At 57.2% G+C, this 20,715-nt stretch carries 17 protein-coding genes and 1 pseudogene; 8 read left to right on the top strand and 10 right to left on the bottom strand.

What is annotated here, in order from left to right:
• The first annotated feature begins 409 nt into the window (after nt 1–409).
• Nucleotides 410–1,984 carry a YecA family protein gene (locus tag ICY20_RS27345; protein ID WP_194939140.1) on the top strand — a complete coding sequence of 525 codons (1,575 nt, stop codon included), beginning with the start codon at nt 410–412 and terminating at the stop codon, nt 1,982–1,984.
• Between the two features lie 153 nt (nt 1,985–2,137).
• Here ICY20_RS27345 and ICY20_RS27340 read toward each other — a convergent pair whose 3' ends face one another.
• On the bottom strand, nt 2,138–2,353 hold the full coding sequence (locus ICY20_RS27340; RefSeq protein WP_194939139.1) for a hypothetical protein: 216 nt from the start codon (nt 2,351–2,353) through the stop codon (nt 2,138–2,140).
• Nucleotides 2,354–3,048: 695 nt separating this feature from the next.
• Nucleotides 3,049–3,747 (bottom strand): hypothetical protein, encoded by a 699-nt coding sequence (locus ICY20_RS27330; RefSeq protein WP_194939137.1) that lies wholly within the window; start codon nt 3,745–3,747, stop codon nt 3,049–3,051.
• A gap of 739 nt (nt 3,748–4,486) precedes the next feature.
• Here ICY20_RS27330 and ICY20_RS27325 point away from each other — a divergent pair.
• Nucleotides 4,487–4,729: a hypothetical protein gene (locus ICY20_RS27325; RefSeq protein ID WP_194939136.1), complete on the top strand. Its 243-nt coding sequence runs from the start codon at nt 4,487–4,489 to the stop codon at nt 4,727–4,729.
• Nucleotides 4,730–4,914: 185 nt separating this feature from the next.
• Here ICY20_RS27325 and ICY20_RS27320 read toward each other — a convergent pair whose 3' ends face one another.
• From ICY20_RS27320 to ICY20_RS27310, 3 genes and pseudogenes are all read right to left on the bottom strand, one after another.
• Complete coding sequence (locus tag ICY20_RS27320; RefSeq protein WP_194939135.1) at nt 4,915–5,226, bottom strand: hypothetical protein; 312 nt, start codon at nt 5,224–5,226, stop codon at nt 4,915–4,917.
• 102 nt (nt 5,227–5,328) lie between these two features.
• Nucleotides 5,329–5,784 carry a hypothetical protein gene (locus ICY20_RS27315; protein WP_194939134.1) on the bottom strand — a complete coding sequence of 152 codons (456 nt, stop codon included), beginning with the start codon at nt 5,782–5,784 and terminating at the stop codon, nt 5,329–5,331.
• A gap of 139 nt (nt 5,785–5,923) precedes the next feature.
• A pseudogene (locus ICY20_RS27310) lies at nt 5,924–6,292 on the bottom strand (LysE family translocator); the annotation flags it as partial.
• Between the two features lie 167 nt (nt 6,293–6,459).
• Here ICY20_RS27310 and ICY20_RS27305 point away from each other — a divergent pair.
• From ICY20_RS27305 to arsH, 6 genes are all read left to right on the top strand, one after another.
• A complete protein-coding gene (locus ICY20_RS27305; protein WP_159961111.1) occupies nt 6,460–6,966 on the top strand; it encodes an RNA polymerase sigma factor in 507 nt (168 codons plus the stop codon).
• 5 nt (nt 6,967–6,971) lie between these two features.
• A complete protein-coding gene (locus ICY20_RS27300) occupies nt 6,972–7,907 on the top strand; it encodes a FecR family protein (protein WP_194939133.1) in 936 nt (311 codons plus the stop codon).
• A gap of 76 nt (nt 7,908–7,983) precedes the next feature.
• Nucleotides 7,984–10,389, top strand: coding sequence for a TonB-dependent siderophore receptor (locus ICY20_RS27295; RefSeq protein ID WP_194939132.1), 2,406 nt, complete (start codon nt 7,984–7,986; stop codon nt 10,387–10,389).
• 397 nt (nt 10,390–10,786) lie between these two features.
• Nucleotides 10,787–11,134, top strand: coding sequence for a metalloregulator ArsR/SmtB family transcription factor (locus ICY20_RS27290; RefSeq protein WP_159961114.1), 348 nt, complete (start codon nt 10,787–10,789; stop codon nt 11,132–11,134).
• Nucleotides 11,135–11,172: 38 nt separating this feature from the next.
• On the top strand, nt 11,173–11,643 hold the full coding sequence (locus ICY20_RS27285; RefSeq protein WP_194939131.1) for an arsenate reductase ArsC: 471 nt from the start codon (nt 11,173–11,175) through the stop codon (nt 11,641–11,643).
• A gap of 9 nt (nt 11,644–11,652) precedes the next feature.
• A complete protein-coding gene (gene arsH, locus ICY20_RS27280) occupies nt 11,653–12,348 on the top strand; it encodes an arsenical resistance protein ArsH (protein ID WP_159961124.1) in 696 nt (231 codons plus the stop codon).
• Between the two features lie 82 nt (nt 12,349–12,430).
• On the opposite strand, the gene ICY20_RS27275 is transcribed toward arsH, so the two are convergent.
• The 5 genes from ICY20_RS27275 to ICY20_RS27255 form a co-directional block, all read right to left on the bottom strand.
• On the bottom strand, nt 12,431–13,021 hold the full coding sequence (locus ICY20_RS27275; protein WP_159961126.1) for a hypothetical protein: 591 nt from the start codon (nt 13,019–13,021) through the stop codon (nt 12,431–12,433).
• 73 nt (nt 13,022–13,094) lie between these two features.
• On the bottom strand, nt 13,095–14,588 hold the full coding sequence (locus ICY20_RS28325; RefSeq protein WP_159961128.1) for a methyl-accepting chemotaxis protein: 1,494 nt from the start codon (nt 14,586–14,588) through the stop codon (nt 13,095–13,097).
• Nucleotides 14,589–14,764: 176 nt separating this feature from the next.
• Nucleotides 14,765–16,927, bottom strand: a complete 2,163-nt coding sequence (locus tag ICY20_RS27265; protein ID WP_159961130.1) for a TonB-dependent siderophore receptor — start codon at nt 16,925–16,927, stop codon at nt 14,765–14,767.
• A gap of 213 nt (nt 16,928–17,140) precedes the next feature.
• On the bottom strand, nt 17,141–19,699 hold the full coding sequence (locus tag ICY20_RS27260; protein ID WP_194939130.1) for an autotransporter family protein: 2,559 nt from the start codon (nt 19,697–19,699) through the stop codon (nt 17,141–17,143).
• 247 nt (nt 19,700–19,946) lie between these two features.
• On the bottom strand, nt 19,947–20,708 hold the full coding sequence (locus tag ICY20_RS27255; RefSeq protein ID WP_159961134.1) for a PIG-L deacetylase family protein: 762 nt from the start codon (nt 20,706–20,708) through the stop codon (nt 19,947–19,949).
• Nucleotides 20,709–20,715 lie beyond the last annotated feature (7 nt).

Here is a 20,715-nt window from a genome sequence, read left to right as displayed (position 1 = left end):
CGGTCTGAAGGAAAGAGAAAAACTCGTTAGGTGATGAGGTCGTACATCTTTTGATGAAAGAAGATGCGTTTTTTGCGTGCGGTAGTACTAGGGTTCATTGCTGAAAATTCAGCCTGTCCTCCATCACAGTTGATAGCTGACAGGTTGGTGGCGCCCCGAAAAATTCCCGGGTGTGCTTTGGTTCGATTAATAGTCCGTGATTATATTTATATTGCCCATCATTAGGCTTGCCGGAGCCTAGCGTGATTCCTCACTTGCGAGATGAGCGCTTTTGACCCACTGCAGACCTACGGGATCAGCCCAGTAGGTCTGTGTAGCAGCGTAAGTTGGTTTTCACTGTAGGGCATGATTGTCAGTCATTGACCCGCTGGGTATTCTCGATTTCCCTATCTCCGGCAGGAGTGAGCACGTGCACCATACGACCGGTAGAAACGCCCCGTGTCCCTGTAACAGTGGCAAGAAGTTCAAAAAGTGTCACGGCTCGCTGGATCTACATGAGGCTGAGCGGGTGGCCGCTGGTACAAGACATGAAGCGCGAGAGTTTCAGCGTCGGGAGCAGCAAGGGCTGGGCAGAGCCATCATTTCCACGCAAGTAAATGGGCATCGCATTGTCGCCGTCGGTCGCCAGCTTCACACTTCGAAGAATTGGAGGACGTTTCACGATTTCTTGCGCGACTATCCCAGGATCGTCCTTGGCGATGACTGGTGGCAGGAAGAGATCCGCAAGCCGAAGGACGATCAGCATCGCATCGTGGTTTGGTTCCTGCGTGCATGCGAGCAGGCGGCTGTGCGTGAGATTAACTATGAAGAATCTAGATTACCTGCGACGGGAGCGTTATCGGCTTACATACGCTTCGCATATGACTTGTACGCGCTGCAGCATGCGGTGGGCGTCGAGCCTCTTCTCATTGATAGGATCAGAAGTCCTCGCGGATTTACTGGGGCGATGTATGAGGTGCGAGTTGCTGCGTCGCTTTTGCGGGCTGGGTTCACCCTCGAATTGGAAGATGAAACGGACCGTCGCTCTACGCACGTGGAGTTTGTCGCCACTCATGTCGCCACTGGCGCTAAGTTCTCCGTTGAGGCCAAGCGACGCGAAGGCACCAGGCTTAAGGTCAATAAGCTTCTGCACAGTGCGTTGACGAAGCATGCTGAGCACCCTCGGATTGTCTTTATAGACACGAACGACGGTCGACTCGAACTTCACCAGTTCGAAAAGCTCCCCATAGCTCTGGCAGAAACAAAACGACTGCTGAAATGCTATACGGAGGACCGGGTTGGAAGAGCGCTGCCCCCGGCGTATGTAATCGCAACACTCACTCTCGAAGAGCATCACCTTGACGCGACCAATCTGCCCTTCAGCTTTCTACTGTGGGGGTTTCGAGTGAATGACATGCAGCCGGCCTTCAAGAGCTTGATAGAACAGGTGCAGACGCGGCACCGTCATTTGCCGGTATTCGAGCTGATCGAGTCCATGGAGAAACATCGGACGATTCCTGTGTCCTTCATCGGTGAGGCGGATGTTTTCGCCAGCAACCAGCCATCAGACAGACTCCAGATCGGTTTCAGGTATACGGTTCCAGGGCCGGGTGGTGTGGACGTAGAGGCCGTCCTGGAGGGTGGCGTTGTCATGCCGGAGCAGAAGCAAGCATTTTGCACCTTCCTTGGTGTCAATGGGGAGCGCTTCATGTGCATGATAACCATGACGAACGCTGAACTGGAGGCATACAAACAACATCCATCGACCTTCTTCGGAGTAGTCGACCGTAATGCTGGTCGTAAACCGTTGAGAACTGCAATGGACTATTTTAATTTCTTTTGGGAGAGCGCCAGGGACACTCCGAAGGCAAAGCTGTTGGAACATATGAAGGCTGCTTCGGACATAAGCGAAATGGCCGCGCTGTCTCAGGCAGATCTGGCGATGCAATACTGTGTGCGCATGGCGGAGTGGATGATTCGGGATGCGACGACGCCACAGTCTTAAGCCGCATTATCCTGTAAAGAGGGTGTGTGAGATCATACGCCTAACGGCCGTTTTCACTGTTAACTACTCAGCAGGCCGCTATTGGCAGACTGTAACCTTTAGAAGACTTGTATTGCTCATCGTTAGGCTTCACTGAGTGGTTCCTGAAGCTATCTAGGTGCAGCCTGTTGCACGCAAGCGAGCTAAACCCTGTTTGATGTGCCCTGCATTCTCACCTATGGTATCGAGCGCCCCCCGAGCATTGCGCCCTGTCTCCTCATATCCTTGTGCCTCAATGGAAAGTCTGAGCTCCATGATCGCAGCTTCCAGTGCCGACTGGTTCTCGTGCATCTTGTCAAGCACATCGCACAACGAATATTCACGTCTCATAGGTTCACTCCGTTGGTTCGGTGCCAAAATAGTTTAGGTCAAACTTTGTAAATGGTGCCGGTACTCGGACCTTTCTAGTACTCGATATTTGCCGGTCGAAGTCGAAATAAATTTACTTGAGCGATTAATTGATATTTGGCAAAGGGGTGCTAACATCACATTGCCACCACAGAGTCCCATCTTATACCGGTGGTATTTCCGAGGATTCGATATGTCGAATTTCACGCGTAACCGAGGCAGCTTGGTCTTTGTGATGCTAACGTTGTTGATAGGGGGTTGTAGCCAGGTAAATAAATCATCACAAACAGAGAGCTTTAACGCAGAGGGTCCTAATAGATGTTACGCGAAAGCCATGCCTACAAAAGGCCATGGAGGATCTGCGTGGGCTCCTACAATGGGGCAGGCCAGAACAGATGCGATGAACGCCTGCTACAAATTTGCAGGCCAGAGTGGAGGCACGCCACAGACGTGTAAAATTGTTGAAGCTAGATGTAGTTAACGCGACTTACATTGTCGGCATGAGGATGGCAAAAAGATCTAATTGGGCCTCACATCCTTGCACGAAGACTCGGATCATCGTGCAAGGATACCGTTTGATTAAGTGACACCAATAACAAGATCCTTCGGAATCGAAATTGATTCGATAATCATGAAGAGACCTTCGGCTATAACCCTAATAATGTAAACTTTAAAAGTTATACTTCAGAGGTGTCGGCTCCATCATTTGGGTTTATGATAACTGGAGGCGATTTTGCTGGCTGCTTTCTACGGACGTCTGCTGTAGTACGGCCAAGTCGAATGGCCAGTGCTAAAGCGAAAAAAATTGGGTAAATATGAATTTCTAAGGCTGAAGCTATCCCGCCTTTAGCGGTTTTAGCCATCGCATTCCTATTCTCTCTTGATTTATGTACCAACTCAAACTTTTCGCATAATGTTGCTGCCGTGAGGCGCGTCGTTTCGCTCACTAATTTTGCTGAAATCTCGGCGCAGTCAAAGAACTGCTCCATTCTGTCGGGCCAGTCTTTGGACTGCATTGGTTCAATGAGTGCTTTAATGCGGCGCTGCAATAACAAAATATCAGAACGATATTCATCGTTGTTCTTGACTCCGTTTCCTAGGCCATATTCATACATTATGTCGAGATGGCCTATGTAGAAAAAAATATCGGATTTTGTCATTTGGCGCATATGGCTAAGGTGTGTATTGTAGTTTGGTAACACTCTCTTAGCGTTATCTTGCTCAGCTTTCTGAGCGTAGAAAAATAGCGAAATAGCTGCTAACCCAAGCCACACATAATCACTAGAGAGCCATAGGATCTCGCGCTTGAAAGTGACAAATCCAAGTATCTGAAAAAATAAAAAGCTAATTAAGAAAACGATTATAAAAAGGTCCATGTCTGCCAGTCAGTTTGAAATTGGTCGACAAGGATACCAGATTTCAAGGAATTCCCAGATCATGAATCGGCACGTGAATTAGTCGTCATGCATTCAAAACCTTAAGGGGGGGGCGGAGGAGATAGGCATACGTTTTGTAAGCAGTAGTGATTCATAACGATGTAGTAAGGGCATAGGGTTTTCCCTATGGTTTTTTTTGCGACACCTAAAATAAACTATGTGCTGAGCAGTTTCTACAACACTCGATCTGAGGGGAACCCCCACCACTCCTGAACTGAACCAGCCTGCCACGCCGTATCGCGCCCTGTATAAGATTGCCAAGATACAGCCGGCGATTCGCATGGAGTGTGGATGTGCTCGTGCTTTGGGCGCGTGGGTATGTTTAGGCGCTGTTCGAGGAAGGCTTGATTGACTGGGACGAGCATAGGCGTTTGAGTGCGGTCGACCTGCAGCTCGGCCAGCGCAATTGAGTATTAATTGCCACCCTGATCGAGTAGCCCGCCGCGTTACCAATAACTTCGCTGATGCTCAAAAGGCCCCTGCACTTGAAGCCAGTGCGGGGGATGTTTTGTGGGCCGGTTGAAATCAGTCCCTCCCTGCGCTAGTAGACCAACACCCACGGGGTTGGTTTTACGCAGTGACCGCTAATTCGATTAGGAAACGCCTTCTTGGCGTTATCCCTCACCTCACCAATAGTTGGTGAAAGAATGAGCGTCGTATTTCGCGCAATGGGGTCACCATGCCCGATCTAATCCGCACCCAACTCGCTAATTACCTAGCACGCCTCCGCAAGGCTGGAGCCGTGCATGTCTTGGCAATGGCGCAAGAGCGCGCAAAAGGTTTTGTGGATGGGGTGGAAGCCTCTCTCGCTTTGCCCTCTGCGACCGTCAAGGTGCTGTTTATTGCTATCGAAGAGGTTGGTGTTGATCGACACCGAGCGCTGGCGACAAGATCGCGGCGGCAATCCAGTTTGCCCCCCTAAAGCGTTGGTCAGCCAGCATGTAATCCACAAAAGGGAGGTGTGCTGTGCGACGTTTGTTATGGGGTGGCTACATTTCAGAGGGTTTTATATTATCCATCGCCGGGCTTGCCTGAACCTAGCTTGATTGCTCCATGTCCGCTAAGGCCGCTTACGACTCACTCCAACGTCAGCCCCGGAACCGCCGCTCATTTCGGGCTGAGAACGCTCTTCAGCCTTTCCACTGCCACATTCTCAGCCTCGATCTCAATATCCCCGAAGTCACCCTCTAGGCTCAGCACATTGTTTACAAAGCTTATGCCTTCCAGCTCTCCGAGTTCCGTGCGGTGGCACAGGTTGAGTGCGCCAAATCGGACAGTCAATTTGGTGCCGTCGTCGTTCCAGGCAATCAGCCTGCAGCGGGTATCGTCGAGCAGGCTGACGATCATTTCAAAAATATGGTGGGCTTGGTCCAATGAGACGGACAGGATGTTGCTTTCTTCGAGTTCTTGAACGTCCATGGTCAGATACCTCTCACTTGCGGTCGTGCAGCGTCGAAGGTACTTGAGCCCAACTTGATTCCTCGATGCTCGGTCGACTCGTAACGGATACAACTACCGGCATTATCGTTCCTCTAAAGCAACCACATAATCGCAGAAGTCGACATCACCAACACCGTCGCTACACGCCAGTGTCATCTTGCCATCGGGTCTGCAGACGTAAATTCCTGCGTTGCCAACCCAAGCATTCATGCCAAAAGTGCTTCTCCATACGTTCCAGATTTTCAAAGTACTTCCAGATTTGGAAAGCACTTCTATCACCACATCATCAGGACTGGTATCAGACCACAACACTATCTCGGGGTAGCCATTGCCAGAGTCGTCGACGACGATCTGTCCACTTACCGCCTTCAATGCTAGCCCTTGCACTCGATTGTCAGTAGCGCTCAATCGGCGAATTGAAAAGACGGTTCTGGGCTTCGTGATCTCGATCTCCACGATCGCCACGACGGTTTTCCCATTGGAATTTATGGGCTTTCCATTAGTTCGCATAAATATTGAAGAGAGCGTTTCTTCCATTTTCAGTTCTCGGGATTTCTCAGGCCGTTTGAGTCAGCTTGGCCTAAGCGAGGTTAGCATCTTTGAAGTTTAGGAGGCTCATGAGCGGCTCCTTTTGGCTGATGGCGGACGGACAGAAGGTTTTATATTTACCATCATTAGGCTTGCCCGCCGCCACCAAAAACTCCTGACGCGCCAACCCCCACAACCCGACCTTGGCCCCCGACGATTCAACCTGCGCCTGCGGATCAGCCCGCCACAACTGATACGCCAGATAAAACAGATACGCCGCCCCCAGAATCTTGATCCCGTAGAACAACAACTCCGACGTTTGCAGCACCACCGCCAACCCCGCAGCGGCGAGGGCGATCATGCCGGCGAAGGCGAGCAGGCGCCCAATGCCCGCCAGGCACGAAGTGCGGTAGCCGTAGCGTGTGGCGTTGCTGACAGACAGCAGGTTGTTGGGGCCCGGCGCCATGTTCAGTGCGAAGCAGGCGGGGAGGAAGAGGGCGAGGGTGGTGAGGTCCATGGCGGCTCCGTATGCGCAGGTGAAGGGCTGAAGATATGTGAAACGGGGTAGGTTGGACAACGTGCGTGTTGGGTTGGAACGCCTTCAAAAGGACTATCGACAAAAACATTGTAAATACGAAACGTTATCATTAGAGTGCACGGCTTTCCGCTGTGTGATCTGCACCCATGTCGAGCATGACCACCGATGAGCTTGAGCTGGCCTTTCGCGCCCATGCCAGCGAGTTGCGCTCGTTTCTTCATCGTCAGTTGCGTAACCCTGAGACGGCTGCCGATCTGACTCAGGAAACCTACCTGCGCCTGCTCCGGCAGCCGCCGCGTAAACCCGTGCTCAATCTGCGCGGTTTCATCTTTAAAATTGCCCGAAACCTGGCAATTGATCATGCGCGCAGCAGGCAGACCCGAGAGCAGCTTGATGAAGGCATTGGCTACCTCTACGAGGTAACCGGCGAGAGCCCGGCGTTGTTCGATGTGGTGGTCGCGCAGCAGGATCTCGCTGCCATGGCCTACGCGGTGCAACGGCTGCCAGCCCAATGCCAGCAGATATTCATGCTGTGTCGCCTGCGTAATCTTCCCCATAAAGAGGTGGCCGTGCAGTTGCAGGTATCGATCAGTACGGTGGAAAAACAACTGGCAGTTGCACTCGACTTTCTCAGCCAATGCCTGCAACGATAGTCGGTATGCACGATCAATCCCCTACAACACAGTCCGTTACCGAGGTTCAGCGCAGCGCCCAGGCTTGGGTGATTCGCCTTACTTCGGGCTCGGTGCTGCCCGCTGACGTGGCCGCCGCGCGGGCCTGGTGCGAGCAGGCGCCGGAGCATCAGCAGGCATTTGTCGAGGCGCGGCGTGTCTGGTGTTTGAGTGCGCACCTGTCTGAGCCCTTTACCGTAAAAAGGCGCTCTTCGCGTCGAAACTGGGCCATGGGCATCGCCGCGTCGTTGGTGCTCGGGCTTGGCGTGGCGGCGGTGCAGCGCATGGCGTTGGATGCCGACTATCACACCGGTACCGGAGAGCGTCGACAGGTCGTGTTGGCGGACGGTTCGCGCGTCACGTTGAATGCCAACAGTGCCGTCGATGTGAATCTCACCGCCGATGGCCGGCGAATTACCCTGCGCAAGGGCGAAGCGTTGTTCGAGGTTATGCCAGACCCAAAACGCCCGTTCAGTGTGCAGGCGGGTGCTTTGAACGCGACCGCGCTGGGCACGATCTACGCGGTGCGCCGCGTGGGCGAGCAGGCCGATGTCACGGTGCGTCGCGGGCGTGTGGCCGTCGCAGACGGCGCGGGCCAGGTCACACTCGGCGCTGGCGAAACCGTTGCCGGGCGTGCCGACGGCCTGGGCGAGAAGAGGGCTGTGGACGTCGACAAGCTGTTAGCGTGGGAGCAGGGTCGTCTGGTATTTGAGCTGACACCGCTGGCGCAGGTGCTTGAGGAGGTCGAGCGCTATCGACCGGGCATCTTGATGGTCAGGGATACGAAACTGGCCGAACTCAAGGTCAGCGGTACCTTCCAACTCGATCATTTGGACGAGGGCCTGGCGACGCTGGAGAAAGTTTTCCCCCTCAAGATCGAGCGCTACACCGACTACCTGTTGGTGATCTCACCCAAGACGTAATTATTTTTACGGGTGTTGGCGTCTCGCCCGTCTTCCCTTCCTAGAACGATAATGCTTCGTATTAGGGAGAGCACCGATGCACCATCCACTGCCCAAAGGTTTGCGTCTCAAATCTTTGTCTGTCGCCCCGCTTGCCATGCTGTGCGGGCTGATATCCGGCCTGGCCGTCGCCGATCCACATGCGTTTGATATCGCCCCCCAGCCCTTGGCGAGCGCGCTCAACCGGTTAGCCGCACAAAGTGGTTTACAGGTGATATTCGATGGCACGTTGGTGGTGGGTAAGAGCAGCCCCGGTGTCACCGGTTCCAAGGAGCCAGAGGCTGCACTGGCTGAAGTATTGGCTGGTAGCGGCCTGATTTGGCGGTCTACCGGTGGCAACAGCGTGATGCTGGAAAAAGCCCCCGAGTCGAGCGGCACCCTGCAATTGGGGGCAACCGCCATCGTGGGGCAGCAGATTGGTGAAACCACCGAGAACACCGGCTCGTACACCACCGGCTCCATGCAGACCGCCACCAAGCTGCCCCTGACGCTGCGCGAGACGCCGCAATCGGTCAGCGTGGTGACGCGCAAGCGCATGGACGACAAGGCCATGACCACCATCAGTGATGTCGCCAAAAGTGCGCCGGGGATTTTTCTGAATAACTCTGGCGGGGCAGGGCGGCCGACGTTCAGTGCCCGCGGCTTCGACATCGACAACATCCTGTATGACGGGTTTCCCACCAGCTTCCTGACTTACCTGCCCAGCGGCGAGGCCAACCTGGCGATGTACGATCGGGTCGAGATCGTGCGCGGCGCTGCCGGGCTGACTCAGGGCGCGGGCAACCCCGCTGGCGCGATCAACCTGGTGCGCAAGCGCCCGACCGACAAATTCCAGGCCACGCTGACCGGCAGCGCCGGCAGTTGGGACAATTACAGCAGCACGCTGGACGTCGGCGGCCCCGTCAACGAAGCCGGCACACTGCGCGCCCGCACGGTGATCTCGCGGCAAGACTCGAAAAGCTTCCGCGACTCAGTGGAGAGTGATGCCGACCTGTTCTACGGCGTGGTCGATGCCGACTTGAGCGACAGCACCACCCTGACACTCGGTGGCTACCGCCAGAAGAGCTATACCAACTACATCTGGGGCGGCTTGCCCATGGCGCGTGGCGGGGGTCACCTGAATCTGCCGCGAGACACCTTCCTGGGGCATGACTGGGAGTACTCCGACAATCGCACCACGGGCTATTTCGCGACCCTTGAGCAAGGCTTGGCCAACGACTGGAAGCTGCGTCTGGCCGCGATGCAGTCAACCACCGACACCGACGTATTGGCCTCTTCGATCTGGGACTACAACCGCCACTACCTGTGGACCGAAGCCATGGAGCAGAAAGAGACCGGCTACGACCTGGCGCTCAGCGGCCCGTTCCAGATGCTGGGCCAGGAGCATGACCTGACCGTGGGCGTTAGCCGGCGTGAGTTGGAATACCGTTCCGGCAAGGCCTGGAGCGCGTTCATCGATACGGGCATCAACCCCTTCGAGTGGGACCCTCGTAATCACGCCGAGCCCGACTACGTCAGGGGCGCCAACGGCCTTCCCGAGAACACCACTCAGGACAGTTTCTACGCCAGCACCCGCCTGCGTTTGACCGAGCCGCTCTCGCTGATTCTCGGTGGGCGCCTGGACTGGTACGAATTCAAAGACAGCGCAGACAGTGAGGGCAACTACAAGGTCACGCGCAACCTGACGCGTTATGCCGGGCTGGTCTATGACCTGGACGACAATCACTCGGTCTATGTGAGCTACACCGATATCTTCAAGCCGCAGAGCAGCAAAGGCCTGGATGGGAAAGCGATCATCCCGATCGTGGGTGAGAACTATGAAGTCGGCATCAAGGGCGAATATTTTGGCGGCGCGCTGAACGCCAGCATGGCGGTTTTCCAAATCGACCAGAAGAACCGCGCCCAGGACCTGCCTGACTTCAAAGGTTGCGGCTCAGGCCCCACCAGTGCGTGCTACGAAGCGGCAGGCCTGGTGCGCAGTAAAGGCGTTGACATGGAAATCCAGGGCGCCGTGACCGACAACTTGCAATTGTCCGCCGGCTACACCTACACCCAGACGAAATACGTGAGCGACGCCACTGCCTCGCGGGAGGGTCAGGACTTCGACCGCGCTAAACCGCGTCAACTGTTCAAGCTGTCCACCATTTACACCTTGCCCGGTGAACTGGAGCGCTGGCGCATTGGCGGTGATATCTACCAGCAGAGCCGCATTCGCACCTCAGGGGGCACCGGCGCCACAGCCTGGAAAAACCAACAGGGCTCGTACACGGTGGTAGGCCTGGTGGCGGGCTACAAAGCCACCGAACAACTGGACCTGCAGCTCAACGTCAACAACCTGTTTGACCGTACGTACTACAGCAGCGTGGCCAATGGCGGTTATAGCCCGTACGACATCTATGGTGACCCGCAGAATATGAAGCTGACGGCCAAGTACAGCTTCTGATGGCTCAGGCACCACATCTCTACTGACCGTACCACCGCCTTCGCAGCCTCGCCTAAGCTCGACAGCTCCCACAGTTGATCGCGCTCCCCCTTTGGAATGCAGTCAAAGGTGGGAGCTGGCTTGTCTGCGAAAGCTGTGGTTCAGGCACTGCATCTCTATATGCCAGTACTGCCGCCTTCGCAGCCTCGCTAAAGCTCGACAGCTCCCACATTTGCACCGCGTACATCCCTTTGAAACGCGATCAAGTGTGGGAGCTGGCTTGCCTGCGAAAGCTGTGGTTCAGGCACTGCATCTCTATTGCCAGTACCGCCTCCTTTGCAGCCGCCTCATAAAATAACCATTTGCCTAGTACATATGGATATCCGTATATTCGTATTTCGAAATGTTAGGACCGCCCATGATCACGCCCCCTGAAGTATTCAAGAGTCTGGCCGACGAAACCCGCACACGCGCCACCCTGCTGATTGCCGATCAGGGTGAGCTGTGTGTCTGCGAGTTGATGTGCGCGCTGGACGACAGTCAGCCGAAGATCAGCCGCCATCTGGCGCAACTGCGCAGCAGTGGTTTGCTGCTGGATAGACGCCAGGGCCAGTGGGTTTATTACCGTCTTAACCCGGACCTGCCGGGCTGGGTACACGAAATCCTGCGGGTGACGTCGAAAGCCAATACCGACTGGCTCCAGCAAAACGCCGTGCGCCTGCGCAACATGGAGGGTCGGCCCGTACGTGAAGCCAGTTGCTGCTAACCCTCTGACACCCGCCCGAGCGCGGCAGGAGCACCCCCATGCGAATCTTGTTTATGTGTACGGCCAATAGTTGCCGCAGCATTCTTTCAGAAGCGGTTTTCAATCACCTGGCGCCGCAAGGCTTCGAGGCGGTGAGTTCCGGAAGTTTTCCCAAGGGCCAGGTACTGCCACGCAGCCTGTTCACCTTGCAGCAGGCCGGCATTTCAATTGAAGGCTTGTACAGCAAGGGCAACGACGCGTTTGAAGGCAACCCGCCGGATATCGTTATCACCGTCTGCGACAAGGCCGCCGGCGAAAGCTGCCCGGTGTACTTTGGCCCAGCGCTGAAAACCCATTGGGGGCTGGAGGACCCTTCGGACGTGACGGGTGACGAAGCGGCTATCGACGCAGCCTTTAACGCTACATTGGCGCGCATTGAAAAACGCTGCGAGGCCTTCCTCGCGCTGGCGTTTGACAGGCTCAGTCGCGATGCGCTCCAAGCCGAGCTCGATCAAATTGCAGCGCTCTAAGGAGGCTTCATGCCCGATCTTCCCAATCTGGATCTAACCCTGTTCGCCGATGTACAACCGCCGGCACCGGGCGCGCACAAACCGCGCATCCTCTTGCTCTACGGCTCGACCCGTGAGCGTTCCTTTAGCCGTCTGCTGGTGGAAGAGGCCGCGCGCCTGCTGGAACACTTCGGTGCCGAGACGCGGACCTTCAACCCCTGCGGTTTGCCATTGCCTGACGACGCCCCGGTCGATCATCCCAAAGTGCAGGAACTGCGCGACCTGATGCTGTGGTCTGAGGGCCAAGTGTGGTGCTCACCCGAGCGCCACGGTGCAATGTCAGCCGTGTTCAAGGCGCAGATCGACTGGGTGCCGCTGGAACTGGGCGCCGTTCGCCCGACCCAGGGCAAGACCCTGGCAGTGATGCAGGTGTGCGGCGGCTCGCAGTCTTTTAACGTGGTCAATCAGCTGCGGGTATTGGGGCGCTGGATGCGCATGTTCACCATCCCCAACCAATCCTCTGTGCCAAAAGCCTATATGGAGTTCGACGACGCCGGGCGAATGAAAGCATCGCCGTTCTACGACCGGGTCGTTGATGTGATGGAAGAGTTGGTGAAGTTCACGCTGTTGCTGCGCGGTCACCAGGAGGGGCTGGTGGACCGTTATTCAGAGCGCAAGGAGTCGGCTGAGCAACTGATGATGCGGGTCAATCAGCGTTCGATCTGAGCCGACATCCGCCTTACGATCGTCAGCGGTGACACCTGCGTGTTGAAAACCCGCAGGTGCGCTGCACAGTGATCCAATTGCGTCAGATTTTGCAGAGCCCGCGACCGTTGTCCTCGGCATCTGAATCGGGCCAGGGCTCGAACGCCGTTCGCGCAGTCAGGTTTACCACTTCACGGCCTTCAAGCACCGGATACTTGCGCTTCAACTCCGCAACAGTGGTGTCGCCACCGTTGACATTGGACAGGCAGAAGGTCAGCGAATTGGCAGAGAAATCGCCGATATACGCGGTTTCACCCGCCTTTACGCTGAAGATGATCGGGACCGGCCGGGGTTGCGTTTCACCGCGATAAAACCGGTAGTTCCACTGGTAAATCTCATAACTGCCTGCAGGCACTTCGTACATGAACAGGTTGCCCAGCCGGTTGGGCGACGGTTGATCGTCTTCGGCGCCCAGTGTGGCCAACGGCACGGTGGTGTAGCGCTCGCCGACTTTGCGGATATGCACCATCAGGCCATGGGGTTGAGTCAGGTAGCCTTCGACAATGGAACCGACAATGATGGCTTTGGTTGGGTCTGGTGCACGGGTGCCGTCATAGCGGCCGGTGGTGCAGCCGGCCAGCAGCGTGGAGAGGGCGGCTGCAGCGAGGACGGCTTTAGTGGATTTCCATGGCATGAGGCTGATCTATTCCTTGATGGAGAGTGGCTAAGCGGGTCTTAAGGCCCGCGATGATACACGAGCGTACTCGTCACTGATGAAACCGTCTGCCCAACGCATCCAACCGCACCGCAATCGGCGGCAACTGCTCACTGCTGCGCGCCAGCGTCTCCACATCATCAGCGGTGTTTTGCGCAATGCTTTGCACCGATTGCAACCGCCCCACAATTTCCAGATTCGCCGAGGTCTGTTCACGTGTGGTGCTCACAATCCGCCCATTCAACTCGTCAATCTGGGCAATGTCATCACCCACGGCCCGTAGCATCTGCACTGCCAACTGGCTGTCTTGCACGCAGCGTTCCACCCCCTGACGGCTGTCGTGCATGGCTTGCACGGCTTCGCGGCTGCCGTGCTGCAAGCCTTCGATGATGGTTTTGATTTCCTGGGTGGAGACGGCGGTGCGTTGGGCCAGGCTGCGGACTTCGTCGGCGACTACTGCGAAACCGCGGCCTTGTTCGCCGGCGCGGGCGGCTTCGATGGCGGCGTTGAGGGCAAGGAGGTTGGTCTGGCTGGCGATGCTGCTGATCACTTCGAGTACCGAGCCGATTTGCTCGGCCTTTAGTGCCAAGCCTTCAACGGTTTCGTGGGTGCCGCTGAGGCGTGTGGACAGCTGGGTGATCTCATCTTGGGCGCGGCCAACGCTTTCCTGGCCGCGTACGATTTGTTGGCTGGCCTTGCCTGCGTGCTCGACCGCTTGTTCGACGTGCACAGCAATGTTGCCCATGGCGTGCTCCATGCGCTGCATCGAGCCACTCATCTCGGTAATTTCTGCCAACTGATGCCGGGCGCCTTTTTCCAGGGTGCCGCTGGCGCTGGCCAGTGCCTGGCCAAGTTGGCCCAGACCGTGGGAGTCGCGGGCGACGCCGTCGATCAGGTGGGTGATCTGTTGCAGGAAGTGGTCGAAACGCTTGGCGAGGGACACATGCACCTTGCCTTCACCTTGGGCGGTTTCCACAGTGAATTGGGAGGTTACGGCGAGCATTTTTTCGAGCATTTCCTGGCTTTCGACTGCATCGGCCTGACTGTGCACGGCAAGGTAGAGCAGGGCGACAGTCTCCATCACCACGTAAAAGGCGTGTACGAACACCATGCCCCAGCCACCGTGATGGTCCATCACGAACACCGGGAAACCTTGATGCTGTAAGGCATGAAACACCAAGTGATGCACGGCGATGGTAAGCGCGGCCACCAAAATCGGCAGCCAGTCACGGTAGAACGTCAGCACCGCCAGCAACGCGAAGATGCCGAAGTGCGATTCAATCACCCCCTGGGCCTGGTTGATGTGCAGCGCGGCCATCACCATCAGGCCGGCGCCCAGTGCGCAACGCATCAATCGTGTACCACCGAGAGCGCGGTAGAGCACCGTCAGCACCACACTGGTGCCGCCACCGACGATCACCGCTTGCAGCAAGGTGTCGTGCCAGAACGCCAGGCCCACGGAAAACCCAAACATCAGCCAGATCAACGCCAGCATGATGCGGTCGGCCTTGCGGTAGTGCTCCAGGAAACGGGTGCGCAGGGGCATTCACTTTTACTCCGTAGGGTCGAGCCAGGAACAAAGCATGCGGCGTGCCACCATGGCGCGCCGGGGTGGAGTAAAGCAGGTGTTTGATATTCAGCGATGCCAACGTTTATCGGCAGGGGGGAGGGGGAACTTTAGACGCGGCTACCCGAGGCAGGTAGCCGCTCTTATAGCGTTGTTCAGAAGCTGTACTTGGCTGTCAGCATCATGTTGCGGGGGTTGCCGTAGGTGTCCCCACCATATTGGATGGAGTTTGAAATCGAGGAGTAGTAGCGGCGGTCGAAGACGTTATTGGCGTTGACCTGCAGGTCGAGATGGTCATTGACCTTATACCCGGCCATCAGGTCGGTGACTGCATACGCGCCTTGCTTGAGGCGGTAGGTGCTGCCGTCAGCCAGTGCAAGGTCGTTGTACATGCGGCTCTGCCAGGAAAGGTTGCCGCCCACTCGCAGTTTTTCCAACGCGCCCTGGAAATGATAGCTGGTGGTGACTTTGAACAGGCGCTCGGGGGTGTCGGTGTCGAACTGCTTATTGACGAGCTGCGGGTTGGCTTCGTCTTTGATCAGGTGGGTACGTGCGTAGGTGAAACCACCGCCGACCTGCCAGTTATCGGTCAAGGCGCCTTGCAGTTCGAAGTCGATACCTTGGCTGCGGATCTCGCCAGAGGCTTCATAGCAGGTCTCTTGCGGGCAGGTGGGCACTTTGGGTATTTCTACCGCACGGTTTTCCTGGTCGGTGCGAAACAGCGCCACGCTCGCGTTCAGCGCGCCACCGAGGTATTCACCTTTGACGCCCACCTCATAGTTCTTGCCCACGATCGGCTTGACCGGAGTGCCTGAAGTACCCTTGGCGCTCTGGGGGGTGAAGATGTCGCTGTAGCTGACGTAGACTGAATGGTGGTCATCCAGCTCGTAGATCAAGCCGGCGTAGCGGGTGAGGTTGCGGGTGACCTTGTAGTCGCCGTCGCCATCGCGATTATCGTAGTCATACCAGTCCAGGCGCCCGCCGAGGATCAGCTTCAACGGGTCGGCGAGGCTCAGGCGCGTGGTGACGTAGATACCGTCCTGGGTGGTGACTTCACGGCCGTCGGTGGTGTGCACGAAGTCCGGTTTGCCCGCCGTGATGGGCCAGTCTGGTTTGTTGTAGGGGCTGTAATCCTGGCTGGTCATGTCGTAGATGCGTTTGCTGGCACCCACCACCAGTTCGTGGGTGCGCCCGAACGCTTCGAAGGGGCCGCTGGCGAAGGCGTCGAAGCCGGCCTGGTCTTCATCATAGGCGGCCTGGTAAACGGTGCGGGTCAGTGTGCTGTTGTCCCAGCGCGACTGGTACGAGCCCGAAAACAATGCGTTCTGCTGCGCGTAGTTGGCGTTGAATTGCAGCGTCCAATCATTGGCCAGGCGCTGGCGCAGTTCGGCGAAAACGGTGTTGATCTCTTGATCTTTGTTCTCCCAGTCGGTGCCTGGGTTGTAGGAGCGCGGCAGGTTGAGGTGATGGCCGTCCAGGCCGGTCAGCGAAGAGCCCCAGAAGTAGTTGGTCTTGTCCTTTTGGTTCGAGAAACCGAGGGTCAGGGTGGTGTCGTCGCTCAGGTCAGCTTCGGTCACGGCGTAGAACAGACCGTGATATTCCTCGGCGTTATCGACAAAGCTGTTGGCGTCTCGGTAAGAGGTGACCACCCGGCCGCGCCAGGTGCCGCTGTCATTGAGCGGGCTGGACGCATCGAGCTCGCCTCGGTAGTCGTCCCAGCTGCCGGCGGCGCCGGTGAGGGTGACTTTTTGTTCGTCCAGTGGTCGCTTGCGGATCATGTTGATGGCGGCCGAAGGGTTGCCGGAGCCCGTCACAAGGCCAGTCGCACCGCGCACCACTTCAACGCGATCAAACATCGCCAGGTTTGGCTGGGCCCCCACCGATACACCGTTATAACCGCTTGGAATGCCGTCATACATCAGGTTGTCGATGTCGAAGCCGCGCGAGGTGTAGGCCTGCCGGCCAGGGCCGTTGGAGTAGTTCAGGAACAGACCGGGCGTGGCGCGCACCACATCGTTGATGCTGGTCATGGCCTGGTCGTCCATGCGCTGGCGCGTAATAACGGTGACAGCCTGCGGAGTTTCACGCAGCGTAAGCGGCAGCTTGGTAGCGGTTGCCATCGTGCCGGTGGTGTAGGACTGCGTGCCCTCGGTGGTTTCACTCAATTGCTGGCCGGAGATTTGTGTGGCGCCGAGCTCAAGCGTGGTCGCAGGCGGTTCAGCGTCGGCAGCGAAGGCCGCTTGTGACGTTGCGATGCAGATAGCCAACGCCATTAAATTAGGTGAAAACCCTTTGCTGCCAGGTTGTTGCACAGACATGGAACTGACTCTCCCCGAACGCCGTCCCTAGCGAATAATAAAGATGTTGATAATTGTTCGCGTTAGTGTGCCAGAACATTTCCGGGCAAAAAAGCGTTTAGGGAGAATGAGTTAACGAAATTTTCACAATGCCGGTAGTTGCCTTTGGCCATATCTGGTTGGAAAGGGCCGTAATCGTTAGCGATCAGGCCCCGGTTGCACACAGCGCCCACATCAGAACGTCATTCTTAACCCCAGCGTGCCCTGACGACCGTTGAATGTGTTGCTGTCCAGATTGCGGCTGGTGCCCACTTCGCCGTACACGCTGATGCCTTGCGACAACTCGAGATCGGCGCCCAGGCTTACCGCCAGCCGGGTGGATTTCTGCTCGGTCACGATGTCAGTGGTATCGGCAAAGGTCACCGTATTTTGCCCGCCACGGTCATGCCAGACATTGGCCCGTGCGTAGGGGCGCAGTGGCATGCCATTGAGTTGATAGTCGCCGCGCAGGCGCACGCCAAGGCGGGTGGTGATGTTGGTATCGGCGCGATAGGACACGTCGGAGACACCATCGTTTTGCTTGTCCAGCTTGGACTTGCTGACGATCACCTGAGCCTGGGGCTCGATCGCCCAGTTTTGGGTCAACGGTAATGGCCAACCGACTTCCGCGGACGCGGCTACGTTGTGCCCGCGCGTCTTCATCTTCACACCCCGATCCGATTCGTTCTTACCGTCAAAACGCGTACCCATCAGCACCAGGTCCAGGTAGGCGTGACTGGGGTTGATCAGTGTCCAGTAAATACCCAGGCTGTCCCCGCGCAGCTTGGTGCTGCCGGCCCGTTTGTTCTCCCAGCCGTTATTGAACCCCTTGATGTCGCCCGTCAAGCGGCTGTGGCCAACGAAGAACCCGGCGCGTTGTGTGAGGCCGTTGTCCAGCGTGTTTGCAAAGACGTCAGTGCCGACTTGAAACGCGGTGAGCGAGCTGTTCAGGGTAGGGCTCACCGTCCCGGCAAAGCTTTGCCGATTGCTGCTGCCATACACGCGCCCCCAACCCGCAGGGAACGCGCCGGTTTGTTGCTGTTGGCTCTGGTCTCCCATGCGTTCGTGGTAGGTGCCCAGCATGGCCTGCACGATTTGCTGGGCTGCCGGGAACAGCGCTGCATAGAGCGGCACTTCCTCACGGTAGATCGGGGTACCCGGCTTATCGGGCAATGGCGGTGTGCCGGGTACGGGTTCCGGCAGGGGCACGATAATAACGGGGTTGTCGATAGGCACGGTGGAGCGCAGGTAGTAGTTCTCGGCGGTGCCTGCGCTGACGCCACCTTTAAACAGGTAGTAGTTGAACGCGCCGGCCGAAACAGGCCCAGACAAGGTGAAGGCGTTGGCGCTGCTGGTGGCGCCATTGATAGCCTGTACAACTTGAATCCCGTCTTGCAACGTCGCTGCGCCCACGCCGCCAAGGTTGGTGACGCGCAGGCTCGTGGTGCCAGTGATGGTGCCCTGACTGACGATTAACCTATCGCTGGCCGAGCCGTCGGTACCTAATATGCTTTGCAGGGCGAATACGCCACCTGTGCCGTTGTAGTTGCCATTGACGGTCAGGGTATTGGTGGCGACCTTGCTGCCGGTGGTCATGTCGATCGTGCCGCGGTTGTTCAGTGTCGCTAACTGGGCGGCATCGAAGGCGGTGATCACGCCGGTGTCAACCAGCAGCGAGCTGGAGCCATTGAGGTTCATGGTGCCGGTGCCTGTACCGGTATCGCCAAGAGTGAACGTGCCGCCAAGCTTGAACTGTGCGTTGTTGTCCAGGTTCACGACTTCCCAGCTCGTATACTTTTCGGGTGTGCCGAGTTGGCTGTTATCAAAGGTCAAGGTATCGACGCCGACTCCCCCATCGATCAAGGGGGTAGACGCAACCTGGGTATCGGTCAGATTCTGCAGGAGTGCGGTGTCATCATCGGCCCCCATCAAGATAAAGTTATTGACCTGCCCACCACCGATCCACTCAAGCCGGTCGGCTCCTGCGCTCATGAGAATCTGCCCGTTCACGGTGCCACCGGTGATGTGCACGAGGTCGGTACCGCCGCTGACACTGATATTGCCGCCTATATAACTTTTACCCGACACCCGAATCTCGTCGTTGCCAAAACCGGTTACAAGGTTGCCGATGATGGTGCCCCCTTTCATATCGAAGAAATTGTCATCGAGCAGCATATTGACCCGGCCGATGCTGCCCCCCGTCATGGTCGCGCGATCACCCGATAAAAATGCGCCAACAATGGTTCCCGCATTCATGACGAACTCGTCCAGTCCGTCACCTTGGTCGACATCACCGAGGATGGTGCCGCCGCTCATGCTGAAGCTGTCAACACCGTCACCCTGAGACGTCGAGCCAATCGTGCCGCCACTGATCTGCGCGATATCGGCGCCGGCCCCCTGAATCAGCGCGCCGGTAATCGTGCCGTTGTTCATCTGAAAGATGTTGTTTCCGTCACCCTGATTCAGAGAACCATTGATCTGCATGCCTGTGCTGGTGGGGTCCAGGATGGTCACAATATCGATCCCTGCACCAAACGTGACGCTCCCCGCAATGGTGCCGGTGGCACTCATATTCAGCGTGTTGTTGCCGCTGGTATCTGTGAACCCCGCGGCGATGCCGCTATCGCAGGTATACGTATCGTCCCCGGCGGTGGGGGCGATGACGCAGGCGCCTTGGCTGATGGCCGGCAAAATCACCGCGGCCAATGAGCAAGGGATACTCAGGAGAAGAGAGCGTTTTATCCGTGTGCGCATGATCCGTCCTCAAGCAAGGGGGATATCGTCCAGCGCTTGCAAAGGCATGCGCGGACCAGACCATGACAACGTTATGCACGATACGGATCAGGGACTACGGGTTACCTATTTCGCAAAACATCGGCCAATGCAAAGGGTTGGCATGGCTTTCTCGACTGCACATCAACAGGTGCAGGTGCTTTGCACCTTAGTCGCAGATGGACCACGCCGCTACTGTCAGAAATAACAGGTATGAACGAGTGTGCGCTTAGGCAAACACGATCTCATAGGGATCGCGCATGCGCTCCAACAGTACCTGCGCCAGCATCGGTGGCAGGCCGATCTCAGGGTCACCGACCAGTTGGCTGGCATACGCGTGGGTTGCGTGCAACTTGCGTGCGACGCTCCAGCTGTCTAGCCGGACCTTGCGCGCGCGTTGCCACGGAATGATCGAACCTTCGCGAACCGGCCAGTGCCACGCCCAGATCGGCAGTTCATAGAGGCGTGCGCCCACCAGGTTGCACGCATTGGCGCTGGCGCGGCCGACGGCGTCGTGGTCGTCGTTGCCATCGTTGCGCCAAGTGGTGAAGACCACGTCCCCAGGCTGTAGGTAACGCGCGATAAATTGGCTCAGCAGTTGCTCTCGAGCGGCCAGGGCATTGTCACAAAAACCTCCCCGAATCCACTTCAGGCTATGCAACGGCATGCCTAGGCGTCGTAATGCTTCGGCGCTTTCCTGGGGCCTGATTACACTCAAGCGGCTGGCGGGCCACACATTGGAGCCGGGGTGGCTGGCGCTGCCGTCGGTGACGGAGATCAGTTGCAACGGGTGTTCGAGGCTACTGAGCAATTGCAGCAAACCACCACAGGCGAGTACTTCATCGCCAGGGTGCGGGGCAATCACCACCACGCGTGCGCCGGGTGGCACCAGTGACCGTGGCGTGATGATGGGAACGTGCGCCAATTGTGGCGCGCTGTTCCAGACTTGCGCAGGGCCGCGACGGCCTTCGCCCAGGGAGGCAGGTTTCATGGGTGAC

It is taken from the genome of Pseudomonas pisciculturae (genome assembly GCF_015461805.1).
Lineage (GTDB): Bacteria > Pseudomonadota > Gammaproteobacteria > Pseudomonadales > Pseudomonadaceae > Aquipseudomonas > Aquipseudomonas pisciculturae.
The sequence above is the reverse complement of the archived record's forward strand: the minus strand, read 5'-3'. Positions and strand labels throughout refer to the sequence as shown.